Genomic DNA, 22416 nt, shown 5'->3' with positions numbered 1-22416 from the left:
GGAGGCGCTACCGGACCAGCGTGAAGGCGGAAGTGGGGGGCGCACGATGCGCCGGACGGATCGAGCGGATCATGTGTCGGTCCCCTTGGCCTTCGGCTTCTTCTTCTGGGACTCGAGCCGGGCGGCGGCCGCTTCCTCGGTGAGGCGAACGACGACGCGGTCGGGCATGCGCAGGTCGATGGCGATGATGTCCTTCTCCAGGAGGCGGTTGTTGCGCTCGAGCCGGACCAGACGGGCCAGCGCTTCCTGGGCGCCGGTCTCGGGCAGGCGGATGTCGACACCGTCGAGCTTCAGCGTCCAGCGCCGACCGGAGACGTAGGTGCCGGCCTTGACGCGCTCGGCGAGGGGGCCGGCCGCCTCGATCAGGCCGAGATAGTCCTTGAGACGCAGGTTGGCGTTCTCGCCGACGACGAGGGGCAGCGCGGCGTAGCGGTCGTCCCGCATCTCGTCGATCACGGTCCCGTCGGCGGCGATGACGGAGAGCTCGCCGTTGCGCTGCCACAGGGCGGCGGGCTCGCGTTCGACTTGGGTGATGAGGATCTCGTTGGGGTAGATCTTGCGCACAGACACGCTGGCGATCAGCGGCACCTGCATGAGTCGCTCGCGGGCCTCCCTCACATCGAGGAAGACCACCGAGGAGCGCGCATCAATGCCGGCCGCATCCAGGACTTCGTGCTCGTAGAGCCGCGAGATGCCCGAGATGGTGACGCGCTCGACACCGAAGCCGGCCAGACGCGCCAGGATGTCGAGGGGTCGGCCGTTCTCGGCGATGAAGGCCTCGTATCGGCCGCTCGCGACGAAGCCGGTGAGCGCCAGGGTGCCGAAAGCGCTGGCGATGCCGAGCGGGCCGAGCAGGCGCGGGAGGCGCTGGGCGATCGGGATGCTCCCGCGCAGCCGCCGCGACGGGAAGGACCGGCGGGCGAGCCGGTCCAGCAACGGCCGGCTCAGCCCCGAGAGGCGCGCGAGGACCCCGCGGTCGCCGGCAGGGCCGGCGCCGCTCAGCGGCCCAAGGTTGCGTCCTCCACCATCCATCGGACGAGCTCACCGAATGTTAGGCCCGCATGGGCCGCGATCTCGGGCACAAGGCTCGTCTGGGTCATGCCGGGTTGCGTGTTGACCTCCAGAACGACGAGGGCACCGGTTCCTCCCGGTGTGTCGTCGTAGCGAAGGTCGGCACGGCTGACGCCCCGGCAGCCCAGTGCTTGATGCGCCGTTAACGACAACTCTTGGACACGCTGGTAAACATTTGGTTTAATTTCTGCCGGCAGAACGTGGATCGAGCCGCCTTCGACGTACTTGGCGTCGTAGTCGTACCACTCGCCCGAGGCCGTCTTGATCTCGATGACGCCGAGTGCCCGATCGCCCATCACCGCGCAGGTGAGCTCGCGCCCGGCAACGTAAGTCTCCGCAAGGACTTGCTCCCCGTAGACCCACTCGTCGGAGCCTAGGATCTGGGGCGGATGCGAGCGCCCGTCGCGCACGATGATGACGCCCATCGACGAGCCCTCGGCGATCGGCTTGATCACGTAGGGCGGAGTCAGCGCATGTGATTTGGCGGCATCATGACGGTTAACGACGCGGCCTTCGGGGACGCTGACACCGGCCGCCTTCATGATCATTTTGGCACGTTCCTTGTGCATCGCCAGGGCCGAGGCGAGCACGCCGGAATGGGTGTAGGGAATCTTCAGGATCTCCAGGAGGCCCTGAATGGTGCCGTCCTCGCCGGCCGGCCCGTGCAGGGCGTTGAAGGCGACCTCCGGCTTGAGGTCGGTCAGCACCGTGGCGATGTCGGGGCCGACGTCGACCTGGGTGACGCGGAAGCCCTCTCCCTCCAGCGCGCGGGCGCAGGCGGTGCCGGAACTGAGCGAGACCTCACGCTCGGAGGACCACCCGCCCATGAGGACGGCGACGTGTTGCGACATGGGGTATCTCCGGGAGAGGTCAGATTGAGCGGTCGCTGTCGATGCCAGCCGACCTGCGGACCCAGCTGGACTGCGAATCAGAGGTCCGCGTAATCGGCAGCATCGATATCGCCGGCCCATTCCGTGAACGCCGCGAATGGATCGGCTTCGCCGAGATGCCCTCCGCCCTTCGATGAACCCTCGCAGACCACCGGGAGGCTCTGCCTCGCCGGAGCGTACGCCACCGGCAGGTCTTCCTTCGGCACCGGCGGATGGATCAACGGGTCCGGTAAGTCGGTCATGATGACAATCACAGGACTTGGAGTTGACGAGACGGTCGGCGAAATCTCGCAGGGTCGCGATGCATCACACAGCCTCAAGCGTCGATATAGGCGGCGTGACTCGTTGGAAGGGGGATGGGCTCCCCATCTTCGCGCAGTCCGTCGATATGAAAACGGATCGCCTGTCTTATCTCGTGCTCGACAGCCTCGACGCTGGCCGCGGTAGCAACGCAGCCCGGCAGGTCCGGAACATAGGCCGACACGTTGTCGCCTGCTCTCTCGATGACGACGGCGTAGCGCATCAGGACGTCCTCTCCTTCAAACCCGCTTGCTTCCGAACGCTGCCACGCGTTCCCGGCGCAGCCTCATCCGACATTGCGCCCGCAACGGTCACGCGGCCGGGCTTCGTCGGATGCTTGTATTGCCTGTGGCTCCCCCGGGTCGCCACCAGAAACCAACCATCGGCCTCGATCAAGCGAATGATCTCACGGACGTTCACGGCAGCGACTCAGGCCGCGCCCGCCAATCCGACCCGCTTGATCTCCCAGTGCAGATCGACGCCCGAGGTCTCGCGCACGCGCCGGCGCACCTCCTCGCCGAGCCCCTCGATATCGGCCGCCGTGGCGCCGTCGCGGTTGATCAGGAAGTTGCAGTGCATCTCCGAGACCTGCGCGCCCCCGACCCGGAGGCCACGGCAGCCGGCGGCGTCGACGAGCTGCCACGCCTTTCCGCCGTCGGGATTCTTGAAGGTCGAGCCGCCGGTGCGCTCGCGGATCGGCTGCGCCGCCTCGCGGGCCGCGGTGACCCGCTCCATCTCGGCCTCGATCGCCTCGCGCATTCCGGGGCGTCCGCGGAACAGGGCGCTCGTGAAGATCACGTCGTCGGGGGCCGAGCAGTGGCGGTAGGCGAATCCCATCTCCGCATGGGTGAACGTGCGCGGGTGGCCCCGTCTGTCGATCCCGCGGGCCTCGATCAACACGTCGGTGGTCTCGCCGCCATGGGCACCGGCATTCATGCGCAGGGCGCCGCCGATCGCGCCCGGAATGCCGCGGTAGAAGGCGAGCCCGTCGAGGGAGGCCTCGGCAGCGGCCTTGGCGAGGCGCATGTCGGGCACGGCGGTGCCGACGCGCAGGGTCTCGCCGTCGATGTCGACGGAGCCGAAGGCCTTGCCGCCGAGCCGGATCACGACGCCCGGCACGCCGCCCTCGCGCACGATGAGGTTCGAGCCGAGCCCGATCACCGTGACGGGCGTTTCCGGATCGAGGGCCGACAGCAGTGCGGCCAGGTCCTCCTCGTCGGCGGGGCTGAACAGCACCTGCGCAGGGCCGCCGACTCGAAACCAGGTGAGGTCTGCGAGGGATTGGTTCGCCAGCAGGCGCCCGCGGATGCCGGAGGCACGGCCGCGGATGTCGGTGGTGATGTCGGGGAAGGGGGTCATGAATGGTGGAGCTTTCCGGCCGAGTCGGTCCATGATGGAGCGAGAAGCGCACGGGTTCGAACATAGGCAGAGCCGTCGTCAGACGCCTCGCAGCGCGCGCATTGTGCCGGATGCCGACGAAGACGGAAGCTCTGATCCCGGAGAAGCTCGACATTCTTTCCGAGGACCCGAACGCCCTTGCGAAAAACGTCACCGCCTTGAAGGGCCTCGACGGGTTCCGGCTGCGAGTCGGAGATTGGCGCGTCCTCTTCACGATCGACGTCGATCGGATCATTGTCCACGCTGTCGGCCCGCGCGGATCGCTCTACGGTTAGGAGCCGCGCCATGACCGTCATGCGCACGAAGACGCCCTCCGGCGAGGCGATCGGGATCCTGCCCGAGGCCGAGTTCGAACGACGGAGCGCGCTGGCCGAGGATGCGACGGACGCCCGCACGATCGCGGCCTCGCAGGATCGTCTCCACAACAACAACGACGAACTGTTGACGCAATTTGATCTGGATCGCCTGCGCGCCGCGGCGACGCCCCTGGCGTTCTGGCGCGACAAGCGCGGATTGACGATATCGGCCCTCGCGGCGTTGGTGCGAACCGAAGTGGCAGTGCTCGCCGCGATGGAGCAGAATGAGCGGGCGGGCGCCATCGACCTGTATCGCAAGTTGGCGACGGCGCTCGGGATCGATGTCGACGACCTCGTTGCAACGGCGGATGCCGCTTGAGCCGGAGTCACGAAGGTCACCCCTTCAACGCCGCCAGTTCCGCCGGCAACGCGTAGGCCCATTGGGTAATGTTGCCCGCACCGAGGCACACGACGTAGTCGCCCGGATTGGCGCGGCTCGCCACCAGGCCGGCGAGATCCTCGGTGCCTTCCAGGGCCAGCGCGTCGCGGTGACCGCGGGACTTGAGGCCCGAGACGAGGCCGTCGCGGTCCATGCCCTCGATCGGGGCCTCGCCGGCCGCGTAGACCGGGGCGACGATGACCGTGTCGGCGTCGTTGAAGCAGGTGCAGAAATCGTCGAACAGGGAGGCGAGGCGCGAGTACCGGTGCGGCTGCACGATGGCGATGACGTTGCCGTCGGTCGAGGCGCGGGCGGCGCGCAGCACCGCCTGGATCTCCACCGGATGGTGCCCGTAATCGTCGAAGATCAGGGCACCGTTCCACTCGCCGGTCTTGGTGAAGCGGCGCTTCACGCCGCCGAAGCCGGCGAGCGCCTTGCGGATCGCCTGCGGCTCGACGCCGAGTTCGTGGGCGACGGCGAGCGCGGCGGTGGCGTTGAGAGCATTATGCTTCCCCGGCATCGGCAGGACGAGGTCTTCCATCTCCATGCGGAAGCCGGGGCGCCGGTCTCGGATCATGACGCGGAACCGGCTCTGGCCGCCGCGCAGATCGACGTCGATGAGGCGCACGTCGGCCTGAGGGTTCTCGCCGTAGGTGATGATGCGGCGGTCCTCGATATGCCCGACGAGGTCCTGCACGGTCGGATGGTCGATGCACATCACGGCAAAGCCGTAGAAGGGGATGTTGTCGATGAAGCGCCGGAACGCGTCCTTCACGGCGTCGAACGAACCGAAATGGTCGAGGTGCTCGGGGTCGATGTTGGTGACGATGGCGACATCCGCCGGGAGCTTGAGGAAGGTGCCGTCGGATTCGTCGGCCTCCACCACCATCCACTCGCCCTCGCCCATGCGGGCGTTGGTGCCGTAGGCATTGATGATGCCGCCGTTGATCACCGTGGGGTCGAGATTGCCGGCGTCGAGGAGGGCTGCGACCAGCGACGTCGTCGTGGTCTTGCCGTGCGTCCCCGCGATGGCGACGCAGGACTTGAAGCGCATCAGCTCGGCCAGCATCTCGGCGCGGCGCACCACAGGCAGGCGGCGCTCGCGGGCGGCGATGAGCTCGGGGTTGTCACGCCGGATCGCCGTGGAGACGACCACGAGGGCGGCGTCCTCGACGTTGGGAGCGGCGTGGCCGACGAAGGTCCTGATGCCCTTCTCGGCGAGGCGCCGGACGTTGGCGTTGTCGGATGCGTCCGAGCCCTGCACGGTGTAGCCGAGGTTCATCATCACCTCGGCGATGCCGGACATGCCGATGCCGCCGATGCCGATGAAGTGGATGGGGCCGAGCTTGTCGGGCAGCTTCATGGTGTGAGCCAGTCTCGTCTAGGGCATCGACCCGAAAAGTGAACTCCGCTTTTCGGAGACGGTCGATGCAAAACCAATGGGCTAGAGCATCGGATCGGATATCCGGTCCGATGCTCTTGGGCGGGCGTGCGAGGGCACTCCCACCGGAATCAGGTGCGGGCCGCCGTCGCGATCACGAGGTCGGCCAACCGCTCGGCGGCGTCATGGATGCCGGCACTTTTGGCCGCTGCGGCCGCCGCGGTCAATTTTGCCGGCGCGGTGAAGTAGTCGACCAGCTCCGCGGTGAGCCGATCCGGCGTGAAGGCAGCTTGCGGGATCGTCAGCGCGGCACCGATCGCGCTCAAGGTGGCCGCGTTGGCGGCCTGGTCCTGATCGAGGGCGCCGGGCAGCGGCACCAGGATCGCTGGCCGGCCGATGGCGGCGAGCTCGGAGACGGTGGAGGCGCCCGAGCGCCCGACCACGAGGTGGCTTTGCGCCATCCGCGCCGGCAGGTCCTTGAAGAACGCCGCCGTCTCGAGCCCGGCCAGCCCAAGGCCGAGATAGAGGTTCTGCACCTGAGTCAGATCCTCGGCGCGCACCTGCTGCACGAGGTGGAGGCGGGCACGCAGGTCGTCCGGCAATTGCGCGATCGCGGCGGGCACGACCTCGCCCATCACGCTGGCGCCCTGGCTGCCGCCGAAGACGAGGAGGTGGAGGCCGTCGCCCTCACCGAGAGGGGGGAAGGGCGTCTCCGCCGCCGCCAGCACGGCAGGGCGCAGGGGATTGCCGGTATGGGTGCGTGGCGCGGTGGTCTTGTCGGGTATGCCCCGGACGTGCGCGAAGCCGGTGGCGATGGCCCGCGCCCCGCGGGCGAGGAAAGCGTTGGCCCGGCCCATCACGGCGTTCTGCTCGTGCAGGATGGTGGGCACCCGCAGGATCTGACCGGCCAGCATCGGAGGCACGGTGGGATAGCCGCCGAACCCGACGATCGCCGCCGGGTCGATCCGCCTGATCTCCCTGGCGGCGGCTCCGAAGCCGCGGCCGAGCGTGAGGAGGGCGCTCGCCCGCCTGACGAGCGAGCGGCCGGACGGTGTCGCCGAGGCGATGGTGACGATTTCCGAGGCCGGAAAGCCCGTCGCGATGGAATCGACCCGGGCGTCGGTGGCGAGCGCCACCCGCGCGCCCCTGGCGCGCAGGGCGTGGGCGAGGCTCTCGGCAGGGAAGAGATGCCCACCGGTGCCGCCGGCGCAGAGCAGCACCGTGGCCTGGGCGACCGTCACCGCATCACTCCGGCCACCGTCGCCGGCGCAGTGCCGGGGGGCTTCTGGCTCAGCATCACTGTGCGCGGCCGCTTGCGGGTGAGCGCCACGAGGAAGCCCATGCCGAGTGCCAGCGAGATCAGCGACGAGCCGCCATAGGAGACGAAGGGAAGGGTCATGCCCTTGGCCGGCATCAGCCGCACGTTCACCGCCATGTTGATGCAAGCCTGCAGGCCGAAGAGGGTGGTTAGACCGGTGATCGCCAACCGCGAAAAGATGTCATCGGTGCGGCGGGCGAGCTTGAGACCACGCATGACCAGATAGGCGAACAGGCAGACGAGGCCGAGGCAGACCAGCACGCCGAACTCCTCGCCGGTCACCGAGAAGATGAAGTCGGTATGGGCGTCGGGCAGGTGGCGCTTGGCGACGCCCTCGCCGGGGCCGGTGCCGAGCCAGCCGCCGGAATTGAAGGATTCCCGCGCCCAGAACTCCTGGAAGCTGTCGCCCGAGTCCTTGTCCATGAACCGGGTGATGCGCTCTCGGACGTGGTGGAGGTAGGTATAGGCCACCGCGACCCCGAGGAGGCCGGCGGCGCCGAGGCCCGCGACCCAGAACCAGTGCAGCCCGGCCACGAAGAACAGCGAGCACCACACGATGGTGATCAGCATGGTCTGCCCGAAATCCGGCTGCAGGATGAGCGGCACGATGGTGATCGGCAGGACCAGCATGGCGAGCAGTCCGCCGGGCATGTCGCGCCTCTGCGCCCCCTCCGAGAACGCCCAGGCCGCCACCACGACGAAGGCGGGTTTCACGAATTCCGAGGGCTGCAGGCCGAAGGCACCGAACTGGATCCAGCGATGCGCGCCCTTGATCTCGGGCCCGAACTTGCCGGCGAGGATGCACAGGGCGACGCCCATGATCCAGGTACCGAGCGCGACCCGGCGGATGTGGCGCAGGCTCAGGAACGAGACCGCAACGATGATGAGCAGGGTGGGGGCGAGGTAGATCGCCTGCCTGTTGAGGAAGTAGAAGGTCGGCAGGCCGAGCTTCTCCGCCACCGGCGGGCCGCCGCCCATCAGGAAGACGAGGCCGGCCACCATCAGCGCGGCGAGGCCCGCCAGCAGGCCTTTGTCGACCGTCCACCACCAATCGGTGAGGGGCGTGCGTTCCGCGCGGGACATCATGGGGCGTGGTTCTCCGCGCCGGGATGTGGCGGCGCGGCGCGATCCTGTGACGGAATGGTAAACCAATCCTTGCCGGCTCGGCTCTTCCCTCCCACGCACAGAGAGGAGGGAAGGGGCTCGCCCTAGGCCCTACACCCCAAGAACCCCTCGCGTATGGCCTCCGCGTCGAGCTTCCTGCCGATGAACACCACCCGCGAGACACGCGCCTCGTCTTCCTTCCACGGCCCCTGCAGGTCACCGTCGAGGATCATGTGGACGCCCTGGAAGACGAAGCGCTGGGGTTCGTTCGGGAAGGCGACGATGCCCTTGCAGCGCAGGATGTCGGGGCCTTGGACCTGGGTCAGGTTCGAGATCCAGGGCATGAACTTTTCCGGGTCAACCGGACCGTCGATCCTGGCAGAGACCGACTGGATCTCGTCGTCGTGGTGATGGTGGTGGCCCTCCTCCAGGAACTCCGGCTCGATGTCGAGGATGCGCCCGAGATCGAACGCGTTGCGGTCGAGGACGGCGTCGAGGGGTACGTCGCAGCGGTTCGTGCGATGAATCTTGGCGTAGGGGTTGATCGCCCGGATCTGGCTCTCGACGCGGTCGAGGTCGGCCGCCTCCACGAGATCGGCCTTGTTGAGGAGGATGACGTCGGCAAACGCGATCTGGTTCTTGGCCTCGGGCGCGTCCTTGAGGCGGTCGGACAGCCATTTGGCGTCGGCCACCGTTACCACCGCGTCGAGGCGGGCGGCATCGCCAACATCCTGGTCCACGAAGAAGGTCTGCGCCACGGGAGCGGGGTCGGCGAGCCCGGTGGTCTCGACGACGATCGCGTCGAACTTGCCGCGCCGCTTGACCAGCCCGTCCATGATGCGGATGAGGTCGCCGCGCACGGTGCAGCAGACGCAGCCGTTGTTCATCTCGAACACTTCCTCGTCGGCGCCGACCACGAGGTCGTTGTCGATGCCGATCTCGCCGAACTCGTTCACGATCACGGCGTAGCGCTTGCCGTGGTTCTCCGTGAGGATGCGGTTGAGCAGCGTCGTCTTGCCGGCGCCGAGATAGCCGGTGAGCACGGTGACGGGAATTTTTTGCGAGGCGAAGTTCGGGCTGTCGGACATGGGGATCTTCGTTCTCAGGGGTAGCCGGCGACGGGACGGACGCGTCCCGATCGAACCAGGCTCGTGATTCAGCCCGTCATATCGTATCGGCGCCGCCCGCTGTGAAGGTTCATCGCTCCCTGGAGGTTTGTCGCTCCCTGAAAGTTCTTCGCTCCCTGAAAGTTCTGGGCTGCGAGGCGGGCGTCGCGCCTGCCATCACGGCAACGTCATGGCGTCCGCTGCTCTGCGGTCCCGCGCCGAGCTTGACCCAGGGGAGGTTCGGTCGCTTGCTCCACGCCCTGAACGATCCGTCGCGACCGCCCCGGCAGGGACTATCCATGCCCGGCCCCAACACCCGGACGCCCCGATGAACGCCGACGGCGCCCGCCGCCACCAGACCTCCCGTCGCCAGCCCTCCCGCCGGGCGGCCCTGTTCGGCGGCCTTTGCCTCTGTTGCCTTCCGACACTCGGGCGATCGGCGCAGGGCTTCGCCATGGAGGAGGTCGGCCCCGGCATCTTCGTCCGGCGCGGACCCGACACGGAGGTGACGCCGGAGAACGACGGCGCCATCGCCAATATCGGCTTCGTGGTCGGCGACGACGCGGTGCTGGTCACGGAGAGCGGCGGCAGCGCGGCCGACGGCGCCTGGCTGCGCGGCGAGGTCCGGAAACGGACGGACAAGCCGATCCGCCACGTCGTGCTCAGCCATGTCCACCCGGACCATTGCTTCGGCGCCTCCGCCTTTGCCGAGGACAAGCCGACCTTCATCGGCCATCAGGCCCTGCGCGGCGCGCTCGAATCGCGGGGCGAGTTCTATCGAGGACGTCTCGCGGAGATCCTTGGGACCGACAAGGCCGGCACGGTGGTGCAGCCGACCATGGCGGTTACTGATACGGCCGAGATCGATCTTGGCGGCCGGACCTTGCGGGTTACCGCCCATGGGACTGCCCACAGCAATTGCGACCTCTCGATGCTCGATACGCGGAGCGGCATCCTGTTTCCCGCCGACCTGTTGTTCGTGGGACGCATCCCCTCCCTCGACGGCAGCCTCATCGGTTGGCTGAAGGAGGTCGAGCGTCTTAAAAGCCTGGGTGCCACCCGCGCCGTGCCGGGCCACGGCCCGACTCTCGTCGAACTCTCCCCCGCCATGGCGGACCTGACGCGCTACCTCTCGGCGCTGCGCGACGAGACCCGCAAGGCGATTGCCGCCGATAGGCCGATCGAGAAGGCTGTCCAGGAGGTCGGGACGGCCGAGCGCGGGAACTGGGCGCTCTTCGACACTTATCACGGCCGCAACGTCACCCAGGCCTACAAGGAGCTTGAGTGGGAATGATTGTGCGCTACATATCATTTTGAGGAGTCGCGCCATGAAACATCTTGCCAGAACGCATCTTGCATTGGCCTTCGGGCTGTCATTCTCGGCTCTCGCCGCGATGGGACCTGCCATGGCGCTCGGCGCCTCGGACGACGAGTCCGAGCGGCTCGCCAGGTGGAAGGAGATCCAGGCTACGATCTTCGGCGATCGCAAGCTCGAGGCCACCGACGCCCTCGTGACGATCGACGCTCCGGTGCGCGCCATGGACGCCTCGCTCGTGCCGATCACCCTGGCCATGCCGGAAAAGGACCGGATCGCCGGCTTGCACCTCGTCATCGACGACAACCCGTCGCCCTATGCCGCGAAGTTCACATTCGGGCCGGCGTCAGACCCCGGCGAGATCAAGCTCAGGGTGCGCGTGAACAACTACACCAACGTCCATGCGGTCGCCGAGACCAAGGACGGCCGGCTCTTGGAAGCAGTGAAATTCGTCAAGGCTTCGGGCGGCTGCTCGGCTCCCATGGGGATGAGCGACGAGGAGGCCATGAAGGGCATGGGCGAGATGCGCATGAAGTTCGCCGGCGAGGCGATGTCGGGCAAGCCAGTCGAGGCGACCCTGATGATCCGCCACCCGAATTTCAGCGGCATGCAGATGAACCAGGTCACCCGCGAATATACCCCCGCCCGCTACATCACGAAGATCGAGGTTTCGCGCGGCGCGGCCGGGATCTTCACCCTCGACGGTGACATCTCGATCTCATCGAATCCCGTGATCGGGTTCTCGTTCGTGCCGCAGGGCGGGGAGGCGATCCGCGTGGTCGCGTTCGACAACCAGAACGGTCGCTGGGAACAGAGCTTCACCGCGCCGGCCGCCAGCAACTGACCGTGGCCCATCCGATGATCGGGCGACAGCTGCGAACGATCGCGGCGCTGGCCGCGTCGGTGATCCTGATGGCGGCGGGCCCTGCGGACTCCCCCGTGAACGTGCCGGAGCCGGACGGGCTCTGGACCGGACCGTCGCGAGGCTACACGCCAGCGACGCTACAGGGTGCCAAGGTCGTCGATCTCGACGGCCTCGATGCGCTGATCGCCAGGGACAGGCCCGTCCTCCTCGACGTCGCCCTGGCCGACCAGCGTCCCGGCGGCTTTCCGGCGGACCGGCCCTGGCTGCCGACGCACCGCTCGATCCCCGGCAGCGTCTGGATGCCAAGGGCTGGGAACGCCCCCCTGGATGCGGGGAGCGAAGCATTGTTCCTGAGACGCATCGAAGCCCTGACCGGCAGCGATAAGGGCCGGGCCATCGTGGCGTTCTGCCGTCCCGAATGCTGGGGCAGCTGGAACGCCGGAAAACGCCTCGTCCAACAGGGCTACTCGAACGTCCACTGGTTTCCCGACGGCATCGAGGGCTGGCAGGACCGCCACCCCACCACCGCGATCAGGCCCGATCCCGAATGGGAGGCGAGGACCAAATCCGATGGCCGCGGCGAGCCCCAGCGCTGAGTCCCTACGAGCGGGGACGAGCCTGCGACAAGGCATCAAATATTCAGTATCTTCAACGGCCTCACCCCTCGGCAGGGAGTTGACTTCCGGCCGGGTATGGCGGAATAAAGGCACGCTTTCGACGCAGCGAAGTCTAGGGAGCGAACGCCCGAAAAGGGTGGGTGAGCGCGACGCCATCGCGCTCACCGCATAGGAAGGTCGAGAGCCTTCCTTCGTCCGCCCGATGGCGGTGCGCGTGGCGCATTCCGCAGATGGACCGTGTATAAGCCTGCCCGGAAGGGCCGCTTGCCCGATCTCGCCTCGTGACCGAGGCCGTTGGTCGGGCGCGTCGTGCGGCTCGGTAGAGAACCGGGTGAACCTCCGATGTCGCAGCTTGTCATCTCACGGCGTCTGCGGGCCATCGATCTGGCCAAGTGCAAGGCGGAAGGTCGCAAGATCATCGCGCTGACGGCCTACCACGCCCACACCGCCGGCATCCTCGACGCGCACTGCGACTTCATCCTCGTCGGTGATTCCCTCGGGATGGTCATGCACGGCATGGAAACGACCCTGCCGGTGACCCTGGAGATGATGATCGTCCAGGCTCAAGCGGTGATGCGGGGCACCACGCGCGCGCTGGTCGTGGTCGACATGCCGTTCGGGTCCTACGAGGCGAGCCGGGAACAGGCCTTCATGAATGCCGCCCGCGTGCTCAAGGAAACCGGTGCGGGCGCGATCAAGATGGAGGGCGGTGCGCGCTTCGCCGACACCGTCGCATTCCTCGTCGAACGCGGCGTTCCGGTGATGGGCCATATCGGCCTTACCCCCCAATCCGTGAATACGATGGGCGGGTTCCGGGTACAGGGCCGTGGCGAGGAGGGCGAGCGCCGTCTGATGGAGGACGCCCGCGCCATCAACGATGCCGGTGCCTTCGCGATCGTGCTCGAGGGCATCGTCGAGCCCGTTGCCCGCGCCATCGCGACGAACGCGGCGATCACCACCCCCACCATCGGCATCGGTGCCTCCGTGGAATGCGACGGGCAGATTCTCGTCCTCGAGGATATGCTGGGTCTCAGCGACCGCGCGCCCAAATTCGTCAAGCGCTTCGGAAGCCTGCGCGACCAGATCGAAGAGGCCGTGCGCGGCTACGCCGAGGAGGTCCGAAGCGGACGCTTCCCCGCGGACGAGCACACTTATTAGGCCGCGAGGACCGGCGATCCCGCGCCGCGGGCTCTTGCGCGTTCGGACCGGCCGGAAAGGCGATGCGCTGCCCGTCGAAGCGGTCGTGCGACCCGATCGGTCCGGCGCAGTGCGAGAGCCAGGGAGATCGATCCTTCCGCGAGGTTGCGGCCTGCCTTGGCATGACGCATGCATCTTTGCGCCCGGCCGGCGATGACCGAGAGCCCCGTGGGGCTGCTTGAACGTCGCATTGCAAAACGGGCGAGAGAGTCGAGATGACGAAATACAAACTGGAGTACATTTGGCTCGACGGGTACACCCCTGTCCCCAACCTCCGCGGCAAGACCCAGATCAAGGAGTTCGACGCTTTTCCGACCCTCGATCAGCTTCCGATGTGGGGTTTCGATGGCAGCTCGACCATGCAGGCCGAGGGCGGCAGTTCAGATTGCATGCTCAAGCCGGTTCGCCATTTCCCCGATAGTACGCGCAAGAACGGCGTGCTCGTGATGTGTGAAGTCATGATGCCGGACGGCCAGACTCCGCACCCCTCGAACAAGCGCGCCACCATCCTCGACGACGAGGGCGCCTGGTTCGGTTTCGAGCAGGAATATTTCTTCTACAAGGACGGTCGGCCGCTCGGTTTTCCTGCCTCCGGCTATCCGGCGCCGCAGGGTCCCTACTATTGCGGCGTCGGCTACAAGGAATCCGGCTCGATCGCCCGCAAGATCGTCGAGGAGCATCTCGATCTCTGCCTCGACGCCGGCATCAACCACGAAGGCATCAATGCCGAAGTGGCCAAGGGCCAATGGGAATTCCAGATCTTCGGCAAGGGCTCCAAGAAAGCCGCCGACGAAATGTGGATGGCCCGCTACCTCCTGCAGCGTCTCTGCGAGAAGTATGAGATCGACATCGAGTATCATTGCAAGCCGCTCGGCGACACCGACTGGAACGGCTCTGGCATGCATGCCAACTTCTCGACCGCTTACCTGCGCGAGACCGGCGGCAAGGCCTATTTCGAGGCGCTGATGGCGGCCTTCGACAAGAACCTCGACGACCACATTGCGGTGTACGGTCCGGACAACCACCTGCGGCTGACGGGCAAGCACGAGACGGCACCGTGGAACAAGTTCAGCTACGGCGTTGCCGACCGCGGCGCCTCGGTGCGCGTGCCCCACAGCTTCCCGAAGAACGATTACCGGGGCTACCTGGAAGATCGCCGCCCGAACTCGCAAGGGGACCCCTACCAGATCGCTTCGCAGATCCTGAAGACGATCGCGTCCGTCCCGACGGGATCGGAAGAACGGGTTTCTGCGGCGGCGTAATCCTTTTCGCAGCAGCACGCGTGTCGGGGCGGCTCTGCGGACGGCATCCATGATCGGCGGGGCGGGGCTGTAACAACTGCCCCGCCCTGATCGTTTTCAGCCAACCGCGGACCGTCGGGACCGCTATCGGCGATGCATCGTTAGCCGCAGGGTGTCTCTCGTGCTGCGATAATCATCGCCCTTCCCAAGCGTTGCCGCCAAAGAAGGCCGATCCTCAGGCAACTTGCCTAATCGTTATGCATCAAATGCCCTGCATGGCGATTGGCCGGGCAGCGGCAAGCTAGCCTGCGAAGATCGACCAGCCGAGGCGCTTCGTCAGCGTCTCCAAGGCGATGCGACCGAGATGAGAGTTCCCGGCCGCGTCGAGCCCGGGTGACCAGACCGCGATCGAGGCTTTTCCCGGAGCGATCGCCAGGATGCCGCCGCCGACACCGCTCTTGCCAGGCAGGCCGACCCGGTAGGCGAACTCTCCCGACCCGTCATAGTGGCCGCAGGTCATCATCACCGCGTTGATCCGCCGTGCCCGTTCCGGCTGGACCACGGAGAGCCCCGTCGACGGGTTGCGGCCGGAATGTGCGAGGAAACGGCCCGCCATCGCGAGCTGCCGACACGACATCGCGATGGCGCAATGGTGGAAGTAGACGCCGAGGGTGAAGTCCACCGGATTGTCGATCACGCCGAAAGATTTCATGTAGTTGGCCAGCGCCATGTTGCGAAAGCCCGTCCGCAGCTCAGAGGCCGCGACCGCCTCGTCGATGACGACGGTGGGGTCCTGCGCCAGGAACTGCATGAAACGCAGGATCTCGCCCAACGCCTCGCGCGGCTGATGCCTCGACAGGATCAGGTCGGTGACGGCGATCGCACCGGCATTGATGAAGGGGTTTCGCGGGATGCCGCGCTCGCGCTCAAGCTGGACGATCGAATTGAACGGGGTGCCGGACGGCTCTCGCCCGACCCGCCGCCAAAGCCGGTCTCCCACCATCCCCAGCGCGAGCGTGAGGGTGAAGACCTTGGAGATGCTTTGGATGGAGAAAGGCGTCTCGCTGTCGCCTCCCGCCGCGACGCGCCCGTCTGCGTCGATCACCACGATCCCGAAAGTGTTGACGTCGATCCGGGCGAGTTCCGGGATGTAGGTCGCGACCTCGCCGCGATCGGGCCTCTCGCGCATCTCGTCGGCGATCTCCCTGACCACCTCTTCAAGGTTCGGTGCGGTACGGCTCATCGAGGCTCGGATGTGACGGAGGGGCTGGACGACGTCGGCCTACGCCGGTCGCGACGATCGGCGACGGGCGAACCGGCTCCTGCAACTTTCGTTCTTGCAACTCTCGTTCGCGGATGAGGCCCAATTGCGGGCTTCGGTCCGGTCGACCGGGGGCACTCGACCGACGCGCGACGCCCACGACCTTCGCACTCACGCCGGGATCACCGTCGGCCGAGGTAAACGTTGCGGCGAACCGGCACTCGAGGCCGCGGGACGGCCGCGCCCTTACCGAGACGGCGGAACCATCCGGTCCTGGAGGTGCTGCCGCGTCAGGCCCGGATCGCGTTCGCCCGCTCGTCGAAGCGGGGGCTCGCGCCGGCCGCATCGCGCAGGGAGGCGACGGTCTCCTGCGAGGCCTGGAAGGCGAGGTCCCGCAGCCGTGCCGCGGTCGGTGCCGGCATCCGCACGAGGACGACGGTGCCGATGCCTTCCTGAGAGCGGATGCGAAGGGTTCCGCCATGGAGCTCGGTCATCGAGCGCGCGATGGCGAGACCGAGGCCCGAGCCCTTGTAGCTGCGGGTCAGGTTGGTCTCGACCTGCTGGAACGGCAGGCCGAGCTTCGACAAGGCGGCCTTCGGGATGCCGATTCCGGTATCGGTGATGAAGATGTTGACGGCCTCTCCCGCCGGCTTGGCCTGCACGATGACGCGCCCGTTGCTCGGCGTGAACTTCACGGCGTTCTGGACGAGGTTGACGAGGATCTGCTGCAGGGCGCGCTCGTCGGCCAGCACGGTGAGGTTCGGCCGGACGCAGACGTCGAGGGAGAGCGACTTGGCGTGAGCCACCTCCGTGACGAGGCCCATCGCGCCCTCCACCGCCTCGGCGACGGACACCTCGCGGACCGCGAGCGTGACCCGCTGCGCTTCGATCCGCGACATGTTGAGGATATCGTCGATGACGGAGAGCAGATAATCGCCGCTGGAACGGATATCGCGGCAGTAATCGGCATAGCGCGGCGAGCCGAGCTTGCCGTAGACCTCGCTCGCCATCAGCTCCGCAAAGCCGATGATCGCATTGAGCGGCGTGCGCAGCTCGTGGCTCATGTTGGCGAGGAACTCGGATTTCGCCTGATTGGCGGTCTCGGCCTGAGCCTTCTGGTCGAGGTAACGCTCGGCGAGGTCGGCAAGCTGCTGGGTCTGCAGCTCGAGGGTCCGGCGCGAGCGCTTGAGGTCGCGCACCGTGGCCATCAACTCGCGCTCGGAGGTCACGAGCTGCTCCTGGTTGAGCTTGAGGTTCGTGATGTCGGTGCCGACCGAGACGTAGCCGCCGTCCTTGGTCCGTCGCTCGCTGATCTGCAGCCAGCGGCCGTCAGTGAGCTCGGCCTCGAAGGTGCGGGCGGTGGCGCAGGCCGATTCGATGTCCCGCAGCTCGCGCCTGACCGGCGGCAGGGCGCCCCGCCCCATGATCTCGTGGTAGCGCCGGCCGGGGGTGGCGTCCTCGGGGCTGAGCGCGTGGAGGTCGCGGAACTTCGAATTGCACAGGACGAGCTTGTTGCTCGTGTCCCAAAGGACGAAGGCCTCGGAGATGGCCTCCACCGCGTCGCGCAGGCGCATGTCGGCGGTGGCGTTCGATTCCGCGAGCTGGCGCTGCTCGGTCACGTCGACGGCGATGCCGACGAGATGGCGGCCGCCATCGGCGGAGTCGGGGACGATCTCGGCACGGGTGCGGAGCCAGACCCAGGCACCGTTCGCGCCGCGGACGCGGAATTCGTGATCGACGGTGGACTGGCTGGCCGCGAGGTGGCGGGCGAGGCTGTAAAGGTCGCCGTCATCCGGGTGGACCAGGGCATTGATGTCGCCGAAGGAGAGGAACTCGCGCTCGCGGGTATAGCCGAGCAGGGCATACATCGAGTCCGACCAGTAGATCCGACCGCGCGGGATGTCCCAGTCCCAGAGGCCGCAGCGGCCGCGGCCCAGTGCCGTGTCCAGCCGCTTCTTGACCTGCTCGCAGATGCGGTCGCTGGCATGGGCGCGGCGTGTCTGGAGGCCGTACGCGAACCCGACCCCGATGATGACGATGGCCGCCGAGGTGAGCAGGGTGGCCTGTGTCTTCGCGCGGCTGCTCCAGGCGGCCGTCACGTGGGACAAGGGCTGGATCACCGCGACGCGGCCGGCACGCAGGGTTCTGACGGCCGCGATGGCGGGCTCGCCGTTGGCCAGGATCAGCGTCACCGCGCCGGCCCGCTCACCGAGGATGCTGAGCGGCTGCGACTCGCCGAGATAGGCGGTCAGCGTGCCGAGCGTCTCCGTCCCGGCCGGATGGGCCGCGACGATCTGATCGTCCGGGGCCACGACGAGGATCTTGCGTCCGGCATGGAGGAGGCTGGCCGGGAGGAGCGCGCGCAGGCGGCTCCCAATCTCGGTCTCGGTCGAATTGCCGGCATCGGCCAGGCCGGCGGCGGTGAGGTGGGCGAAGGCCTCGACATCCGACACGGCCGAGCGGACGGCCTCGTCGCGTTGACCCTGGATGTGCATCATCGCCACGGCGGCCATGCTGATCAGGAACGTCGCCAGCACCGCCGGCACCGCGTAGCGCAGCCACGTTTCCATCCGCACGAAACGGGCATGCACGGACGTGGCGGGCCGATGGATACCTAGGATGGTGTCCGCGCGCGCAGAAGCGGCGAGGGAAGCGGACTCCGCCTCCGGCATAACCAAACCTCGCAACTACGGTGAGTCGTCCGCGGCGCGGTGGTGAGTCACGCTTCGAATCGCTTCAAATAAACATTTCCACAGGGGATTTGTCCACGCCTTTCTCTCCGGAGTTTCGTGCAAGAAAATATGCCATCCTGGGTCCGGCCGAACTCCTCGACGCGAGAATAGCTTTTTCTGTTCAATGGCTTGCTTCGCCGGCCAGGGTTCGTCCGAGGATGTCGGCGACATCCCGGGACAGCGTTCCGGCGTCACGGATCCGTTCGAGAGTCGATTTTGCAACGGTCCTGCGGCCCGCCTCGAGCGCACGCCAGGATCCGAAGGCCGTGAGCAGCCGTGCGGCCAGTTGTGGGTTGCTACCGTCGATAGCAAGCACGGCATCCGCGACGAGATCGTAGCCCCGACCGTCCGGGTGGTTGAACTGCGTCGGGTTGCCGGTGCTGAAACTCCCGATGAGGGCACGCACCCGATTGGGATTGGTCATGGAGAACGCCGGATGTGCCTTCAGGGCCGCGATCCGATCGAGGGTATCGGCGTGCGGGATGGTGGCCTGGATCGCGAACCATTTGTCGAGGACGAGGGGCTCCGAGCGGTAGGTCTCCTCGAAGGCGGACAGGGCGGCCTCGCGAGCGTCGCCTGGGATCAGCGACATGGTCGCGAGGGCGGCGAGCGTGTCGGTCATGGTCGCGGCCCGGCGCAGCTGCTCGGCCGCATGCTCAGCCCCGGCGACGGGATCGCCGAGCGCGAGGAGATCGAGGGCGGTGTTGCGCAGGGCGCGCCTGCCGGCGGCTGCGGCCTCCGCACTGAAAGGGGCTCCGGCGGGCTCGGCCAAGGCCGTGCGAAGGCCGATGAGGCGGGGCGCCAGGTGTCGACCGATCCGGCTGCGCAGGTCCGTGCGGGCGCGATGGATGGCGTCGGGATCGATCCCGGTACCGATCTCGTTGGCGACGTCGCCCTCGCTCGGCAGGTTCGGCACCAGGGCGGCGAAGGCCGGATCGCGCAGGGCCTCGGCATCGAGGAAGGCGCCGAGTGCATCGACGAAGGCCGTCGTGTCCTCCGCGACGTCGATAGCGCGGGTCTGCGAGATCATGAGGTGCAAGGCGATGGTCTGCGACGCCTGCCAGCGATTGAACGCGTCGGCGTCGTGGCGCAGCAACACCAGGTTCTGGGCGGTGGTCGCGAGATGGACGAGCTTCACCGGCGCCGAGAAGCCGCGCAGCAGCGACGGCACCGGCTCCTGCGCGACGTTCTCGAAGATGACGCTGTCGCTTTCGGCCTCCAGGACAAAGACGCCGTCGGTCACGCGGTCGCTATGCGCTTCGGCCAGCACTCCGTCGGGTCCGACGAGGCCCATCGCGATGGGGATCACGAGCGACGGCCCCTTGGGACCCGATAGGCTTTGGCCGAAATCGAGTCGGTAGGTTCGGGCGGCGGCGTCGTAGCGGCCCTTCGCCGTGACGCGGGGCGTGCCGGGGCGATCGTACCAGCGCGCGAAGGCCGAGAGGTCGCGGCCGGTGACCTGCGCGAAACTGTCGAGGAAATCCTCAACCGTGGCGGCTCTGCCGTCGTTGTCCGCGAAGTACCGGTCCATGCCGGCGCGGAACGCGTCGTGGCCGATCAGCGTGCGCAGCATCCTGACGATCTCGGCGCCCTTCTCGTAGACGGTCGCGGTGTAGAAGTTGTTGATCTCCGCATAGGCCCGCGGCCGGACCGGATGCGCGAGCGGACCGGCATCCTCGGGAAATTGGCGCGCCCGCAGGGTCCTGACCTCGCCGATGCGGTGGACGGCGCGCGAGCGCGTGTCCGACGAGAATTCCTGGTCCCGGAAGACCGTCAGCCCTTCCTTGAGGCAGAGCTGGAACCAGTCCCGGCAGGTGACCCGGTTGCCCGACCAGTTGTGGAAATACTCGTGCGCGATGATCGTCTCGATATTAGCGTAGTCGGCATCGGTGGCGGTCTCCGGCGAGGCCAGCACGTACCTGTCGTTGAAGATGTTGAGGCCCTTGTTCTCCATCGCGCCCATGTTGAAGTCCGAGACGGCGACGACGTTGAACACGTCGAGGTCGTAGGCCCGGCCGAAGGCCTCCTCGTCCCAGGCCATCGAGCGCGCGATGGCATCGAGCGCATAGGCGGCGCGGCCGGCCTTGCCGGGCTCGACATAGACGGCGAGCTCGACGTCGCGTCCCTCCATCGTGGTGAAGGGCTGCGCGGCCTTGTCGAGGCGCCCGCCCACCAGTGCGAAGAGGTAGGCGGGCTTCGGGTGCGGATCGTGCCAGACGGCGTAGTGACGCCCGGCCCCGGCCGGGCCGGCTTCCACGGGGTTGCCGTTTCCGAGCAGCACGGGCGCCTCGTCGAGCGCCGCCTCGATGCGGGTGGTGTAGACCGCCATCACGTCGGGCCGGTCGAGGAAATAGGTGATGCGGCGGAAGCCGTCGGCTTCGCATTGGGTGCAGTAGACGCCGCCAGACCGGTAGAGTCCCATCAGCTTGGTGTTGGCGCTCGGATCGACCTGCGTCTCGATGGTCAGGGTGAAGGGCGCCTGCGGTGGGTTCGGGATCGTCAGGCTCGATGCGCCGATATCGTAGGCGTCATGGCCCAGCGGCCTGCCATCGAGGCCGAGCCCGACCAGAACCAGATCCTCCCCGTCGAGCACCAAACTCGCGCCGGGCCGTCCCGCCGGATTCGGCCGCAGGGACAGCGCGGCGACAACCCGGGACTCCGTCGGATGGAGCACGACGTCGAGCGCGACCCGGTCGATCAGGTAGTCGCTGGGGCGGTAATCTTCGAGACGGATCAGGATCGGCATATCGGTGCGCATCGCGGTCTCGGATTCCTTTGGCTGCGTTGCAACTCCTACCCCATCCGGGTCACGCAAGTGAGGCCCGGCACGCCGCCCTCATTCGGCTGGACGCCCTCGACGGGTCGCCGTCTCATCCCCCAATGGGGCGGTTGGACCCATCGGCAACCGGTGGCATGATGCGGGTATGACCGAGACAGAGCCACCGAAGCCGCGACCCGACCCGATCTCAGAGGGTGCGCGCGCCAGGGCGGCCGGCCGGCCCAAGGACGCCTGCCCGTATCCCGCCGCGTCGGCCGAGCGGAAGGCTTGGTTCGAGGGCTATGACGGGATCCCGTCGAAAGACGGTCCGGATCTGCCGATGCCAAACGGGTGATCGCCCGGCGTTGACGGCACTCCCGTGGCGAACCAGATAGCCCCCCATCAGGTAGAGAGATCGAGACCCATGGAATACCTTCACACGATGGTCCGCGTGGCGGATCTCGACAAGGCGCTCGCCTTCTACGTCGACACGTTCGGCCTGCGCGAGACGCGCCGCGTCGAGAACGAGAAGGGACGCTTCACCCTGGTCTTCCTCGCGGCTCCGGGCGATTACGAGACCGCCAAGGAGACGAAGGCGCCGCTGATCGAGCTGACCTACAACTGGGACCCCGAGTCCTACTCGGGCGGCCGCAATTTCGGTCACCTCGCCTATCAGGTCGACGACATCTACGCCTTCTGCCAGGGGCTGAAGGACAAGGGCGTCACCATCAACCGTCCGCCCCGCGACGGCTACATGGCCTTCGTGAAGTCGCCGGACGGCATCTCCATCGAGATCCTGCAGAAGGGCGACGCGAAGGCGCCACAGGAGCCGTGGGCGTCGATGGAGAACACCGGGAGCTGGTAGCCCCGTCGCGCTTGACCTTTCACCGGTGCGCGGCGCACATCCGCCCCGGATCAGTCGGCCGGGCGGCCGCTCCGGCCTCGTGCTGGGGAGGAAAGTCCGGGCTCCATGGAGAGACGGTGCCGGATAACGTCCGGCGGGGGCGACCCCAGGGACAGTGCCACAGAGAGCAGACCACCGCAGGGGACTGCGGCCAGGGTGAAAGGGTGCGGTAAGAGCGCACCGCGGACGCGGCAACGCGGACGGCACGGCAAACCCCACCGGG

22 protein-coding genes and 1 other RNA gene are annotated in these 22416 nt (G+C 67.4%); 10 read left to right on the top strand and 13 right to left on the bottom strand.

Translation table 11 applies throughout. The features are described from left to right. Positions 1-69: 69 nt before the first annotated feature. From ACFE7U_RS09150 to murB, 6 genes are all read right to left on the bottom strand, one after another. Complete coding sequence (locus tag ACFE7U_RS09150; protein ID WP_375409410.1) at positions 70-1032, bottom strand: cell division protein FtsQ/DivIB; 963 nt, start codon at positions 1030-1032, stop codon at positions 70-72. Then, positions 999-1922 carry a D-alanine--D-alanine ligase gene (locus tag ACFE7U_RS09145; RefSeq protein ID WP_375409409.1) on the bottom strand — a complete coding sequence of 308 codons (924 nt, stop codon included), beginning with the start codon at positions 1920-1922 and terminating at the stop codon, positions 999-1001. Before ACFE7U_RS09145 ends, ACFE7U_RS09150 begins: the two co-directional genes overlap by 34 nt. A 77-nt stretch (positions 1923-1999) precedes the next feature. Beyond that, positions 2000-2203, bottom strand: coding sequence for a hypothetical protein (locus ACFE7U_RS09140; RefSeq protein WP_375409408.1), 204 nt, complete (start codon positions 2201-2203; stop codon positions 2000-2002). Between the two features lie 74 nt (positions 2204-2277). Beyond that, positions 2278-2484 (bottom strand): type II toxin-antitoxin system HicB family antitoxin, encoded by a 207-nt coding sequence (locus ACFE7U_RS09135; protein WP_375409407.1) that lies wholly within the window; start codon positions 2482-2484, stop codon positions 2278-2280. Beyond that, entirely contained in the window at positions 2484-2681 is a 198-nt protein-coding gene (locus tag ACFE7U_RS09130; protein ID WP_375409406.1) for a type II toxin-antitoxin system HicA family toxin, read from the bottom strand. The genes ACFE7U_RS09135 and ACFE7U_RS09130 overlap by 1 nt, the downstream gene beginning before the upstream one ends. Before the next feature lie 9 nt (positions 2682-2690). Continuing rightward, positions 2691-3620: a UDP-N-acetylmuramate dehydrogenase gene (gene murB / locus ACFE7U_RS09125; protein WP_375409405.1), complete on the bottom strand. Its 930-nt coding sequence runs from the start codon at positions 3618-3620 to the stop codon at positions 2691-2693. A gap of 110 nt (positions 3621-3730) precedes the next feature. On the opposite strand from murB, the gene ACFE7U_RS09120 reads away from it, so the two are divergent. Next, a complete protein-coding gene (locus ACFE7U_RS09120) occupies positions 3731-3934 on the top strand; it encodes a type II toxin-antitoxin system RelE/ParE family toxin (RefSeq protein WP_375409404.1) in 204 nt (67 codons plus the stop codon). 10 nt (positions 3935-3944) lie between these two features. Continuing rightward, entirely contained in the window at positions 3945-4334 is a 390-nt protein-coding gene (locus ACFE7U_RS09115; RefSeq protein WP_375409403.1) for a helix-turn-helix domain-containing protein, read from the top strand. A 16-nt stretch (positions 4335-4350) separates the two neighbouring features. On the opposite strand, the gene murC is transcribed toward ACFE7U_RS09115, so the two are convergent. The 4 genes from murC to ACFE7U_RS09095 form a co-directional block, all read right to left on the bottom strand. Further along, positions 4351-5757: a UDP-N-acetylmuramate--L-alanine ligase gene (gene murC / locus ACFE7U_RS09110; protein WP_375409402.1), complete on the bottom strand. Its 1407-nt coding sequence runs from the start codon at positions 5755-5757 to the stop codon at positions 4351-4353. A gap of 149 nt (positions 5758-5906) precedes the next feature. Further along, on the bottom strand, positions 5907-7016 hold the full coding sequence (locus ACFE7U_RS09105) for a glycosyltransferase (protein ID WP_375409401.1): 1110 nt from the start codon (positions 7014-7016) through the stop codon (positions 5907-5909). Continuing rightward, positions 7013-8179 carry an FtsW/RodA/SpoVE family cell cycle protein gene (locus ACFE7U_RS09100; protein WP_375409400.1) on the bottom strand — a complete coding sequence of 389 codons (1167 nt, stop codon included), beginning with the start codon at positions 8177-8179 and terminating at the stop codon, positions 7013-7015. The genes ACFE7U_RS09105 and ACFE7U_RS09100 overlap by 4 nt, the downstream gene beginning before the upstream one ends. A 122-nt stretch (positions 8180-8301) precedes the next feature. Further along, on the bottom strand, positions 8302-9285 hold the full coding sequence (locus tag ACFE7U_RS09095) for a CobW family GTP-binding protein (RefSeq protein WP_375409399.1): 984 nt from the start codon (positions 9283-9285) through the stop codon (positions 8302-8304). 346 nt (positions 9286-9631) lie between these two features. Here ACFE7U_RS09095 and ACFE7U_RS09090 point away from each other — a divergent pair, with 346 nt between their 5' ends. The 5 genes from ACFE7U_RS09090 to ACFE7U_RS09070 all read left to right on the top strand — a co-directional run bounded on the left by ACFE7U_RS09090 (position 9632) and on the right by ACFE7U_RS09070 (position 14559). Beyond that, entirely contained in the window at positions 9632-10597 is a 966-nt protein-coding gene (locus ACFE7U_RS09090; RefSeq protein ID WP_375409398.1) for a quinoprotein relay system zinc metallohydrolase 2, read from the top strand. Between the two features lie 34 nt (positions 10598-10631). Continuing rightward, positions 10632-11462 carry a quinoprotein dehydrogenase-associated SoxYZ-like carrier gene (locus tag ACFE7U_RS09085; RefSeq protein WP_375409397.1) on the top strand — a complete coding sequence of 277 codons (831 nt, stop codon included), beginning with the start codon at positions 10632-10634 and terminating at the stop codon, positions 11460-11462. Positions 11463-11476: 14 nt separating this feature from the next. Next, entirely contained in the window at positions 11477-12079 is a 603-nt protein-coding gene (locus ACFE7U_RS09080; RefSeq protein ID WP_375409396.1) for a rhodanese-like domain-containing protein, read from the top strand. Between the two features lie 363 nt (positions 12080-12442). Continuing rightward, entirely contained in the window at positions 12443-13258 is an 816-nt protein-coding gene (gene panB / locus ACFE7U_RS09075; protein WP_375409395.1) for a 3-methyl-2-oxobutanoate hydroxymethyltransferase, read from the top strand. 254 nt (positions 13259-13512) lie between these two features. After that, positions 13513-14559, top strand: a complete 1047-nt coding sequence (locus ACFE7U_RS09070; RefSeq protein WP_375409394.1) for a glutamine synthetase beta-grasp domain-containing protein — start codon at positions 13513-13515, stop codon at positions 14557-14559. Between the two features lie 280 nt (positions 14560-14839). Here the strand turns inward: ACFE7U_RS09070 and ACFE7U_RS09065 are convergent, their stop codons facing one another. The 3 genes from ACFE7U_RS09065 to pepN all read right to left on the bottom strand — a co-directional run bounded on the left by ACFE7U_RS09065 (position 14840) and on the right by pepN (position 21289). Next, complete coding sequence (locus ACFE7U_RS09065; protein WP_375409393.1) at positions 14840-15781, bottom strand: glutaminase; 942 nt, start codon at positions 15779-15781, stop codon at positions 14840-14842. Between the two features lie 308 nt (positions 15782-16089). Next, entirely contained in the window at positions 16090-18471 is a 2382-nt protein-coding gene (locus tag ACFE7U_RS09060) for a PAS domain-containing sensor histidine kinase (RefSeq protein ID WP_375409392.1), read from the bottom strand. Between the two features lie 181 nt (positions 18472-18652). Then, positions 18653-21289 carry an aminopeptidase N gene (pepN, locus tag ACFE7U_RS09055; protein WP_375409391.1) on the bottom strand — a complete coding sequence of 879 codons (2637 nt, stop codon included), beginning with the start codon at positions 21287-21289 and terminating at the stop codon, positions 18653-18655. Positions 21290-21455: 166 nt separating this feature from the next. Here pepN and ACFE7U_RS09050 point away from each other — a divergent pair, with 166 nt between their 5' ends. The 3 genes from ACFE7U_RS09050 to rnpB all read left to right on the top strand — a co-directional run. Beyond that, positions 21456-21644, top strand: a complete 189-nt coding sequence (locus ACFE7U_RS09050) for an Rmf/CrpP family protein (RefSeq protein WP_375409390.1) — start codon at positions 21456-21458, stop codon at positions 21642-21644. 69 nt (positions 21645-21713) lie between these two features. Continuing rightward, entirely contained in the window at positions 21714-22154 is a 441-nt protein-coding gene (locus ACFE7U_RS09045) for a VOC family protein (RefSeq protein ID WP_375409389.1), read from the top strand. 50 nt (positions 22155-22204) lie between these two features. Then, an RNA gene (gene rnpB / locus ACFE7U_RS09040) (RNase P RNA component class A) lies at positions 22205-22416 on the top strand; the annotation flags it as partial.

This window comes from uncultured Methylobacterium sp., assembly GCF_964251405.1.
Taxonomy (GTDB): Bacteria; Pseudomonadota; Alphaproteobacteria; order Rhizobiales; family Beijerinckiaceae; genus Methylobacterium.
The sequence above is the reverse complement of the archived record's forward strand: the minus strand, read 5'-3'. Positions and strand labels throughout refer to the sequence as shown.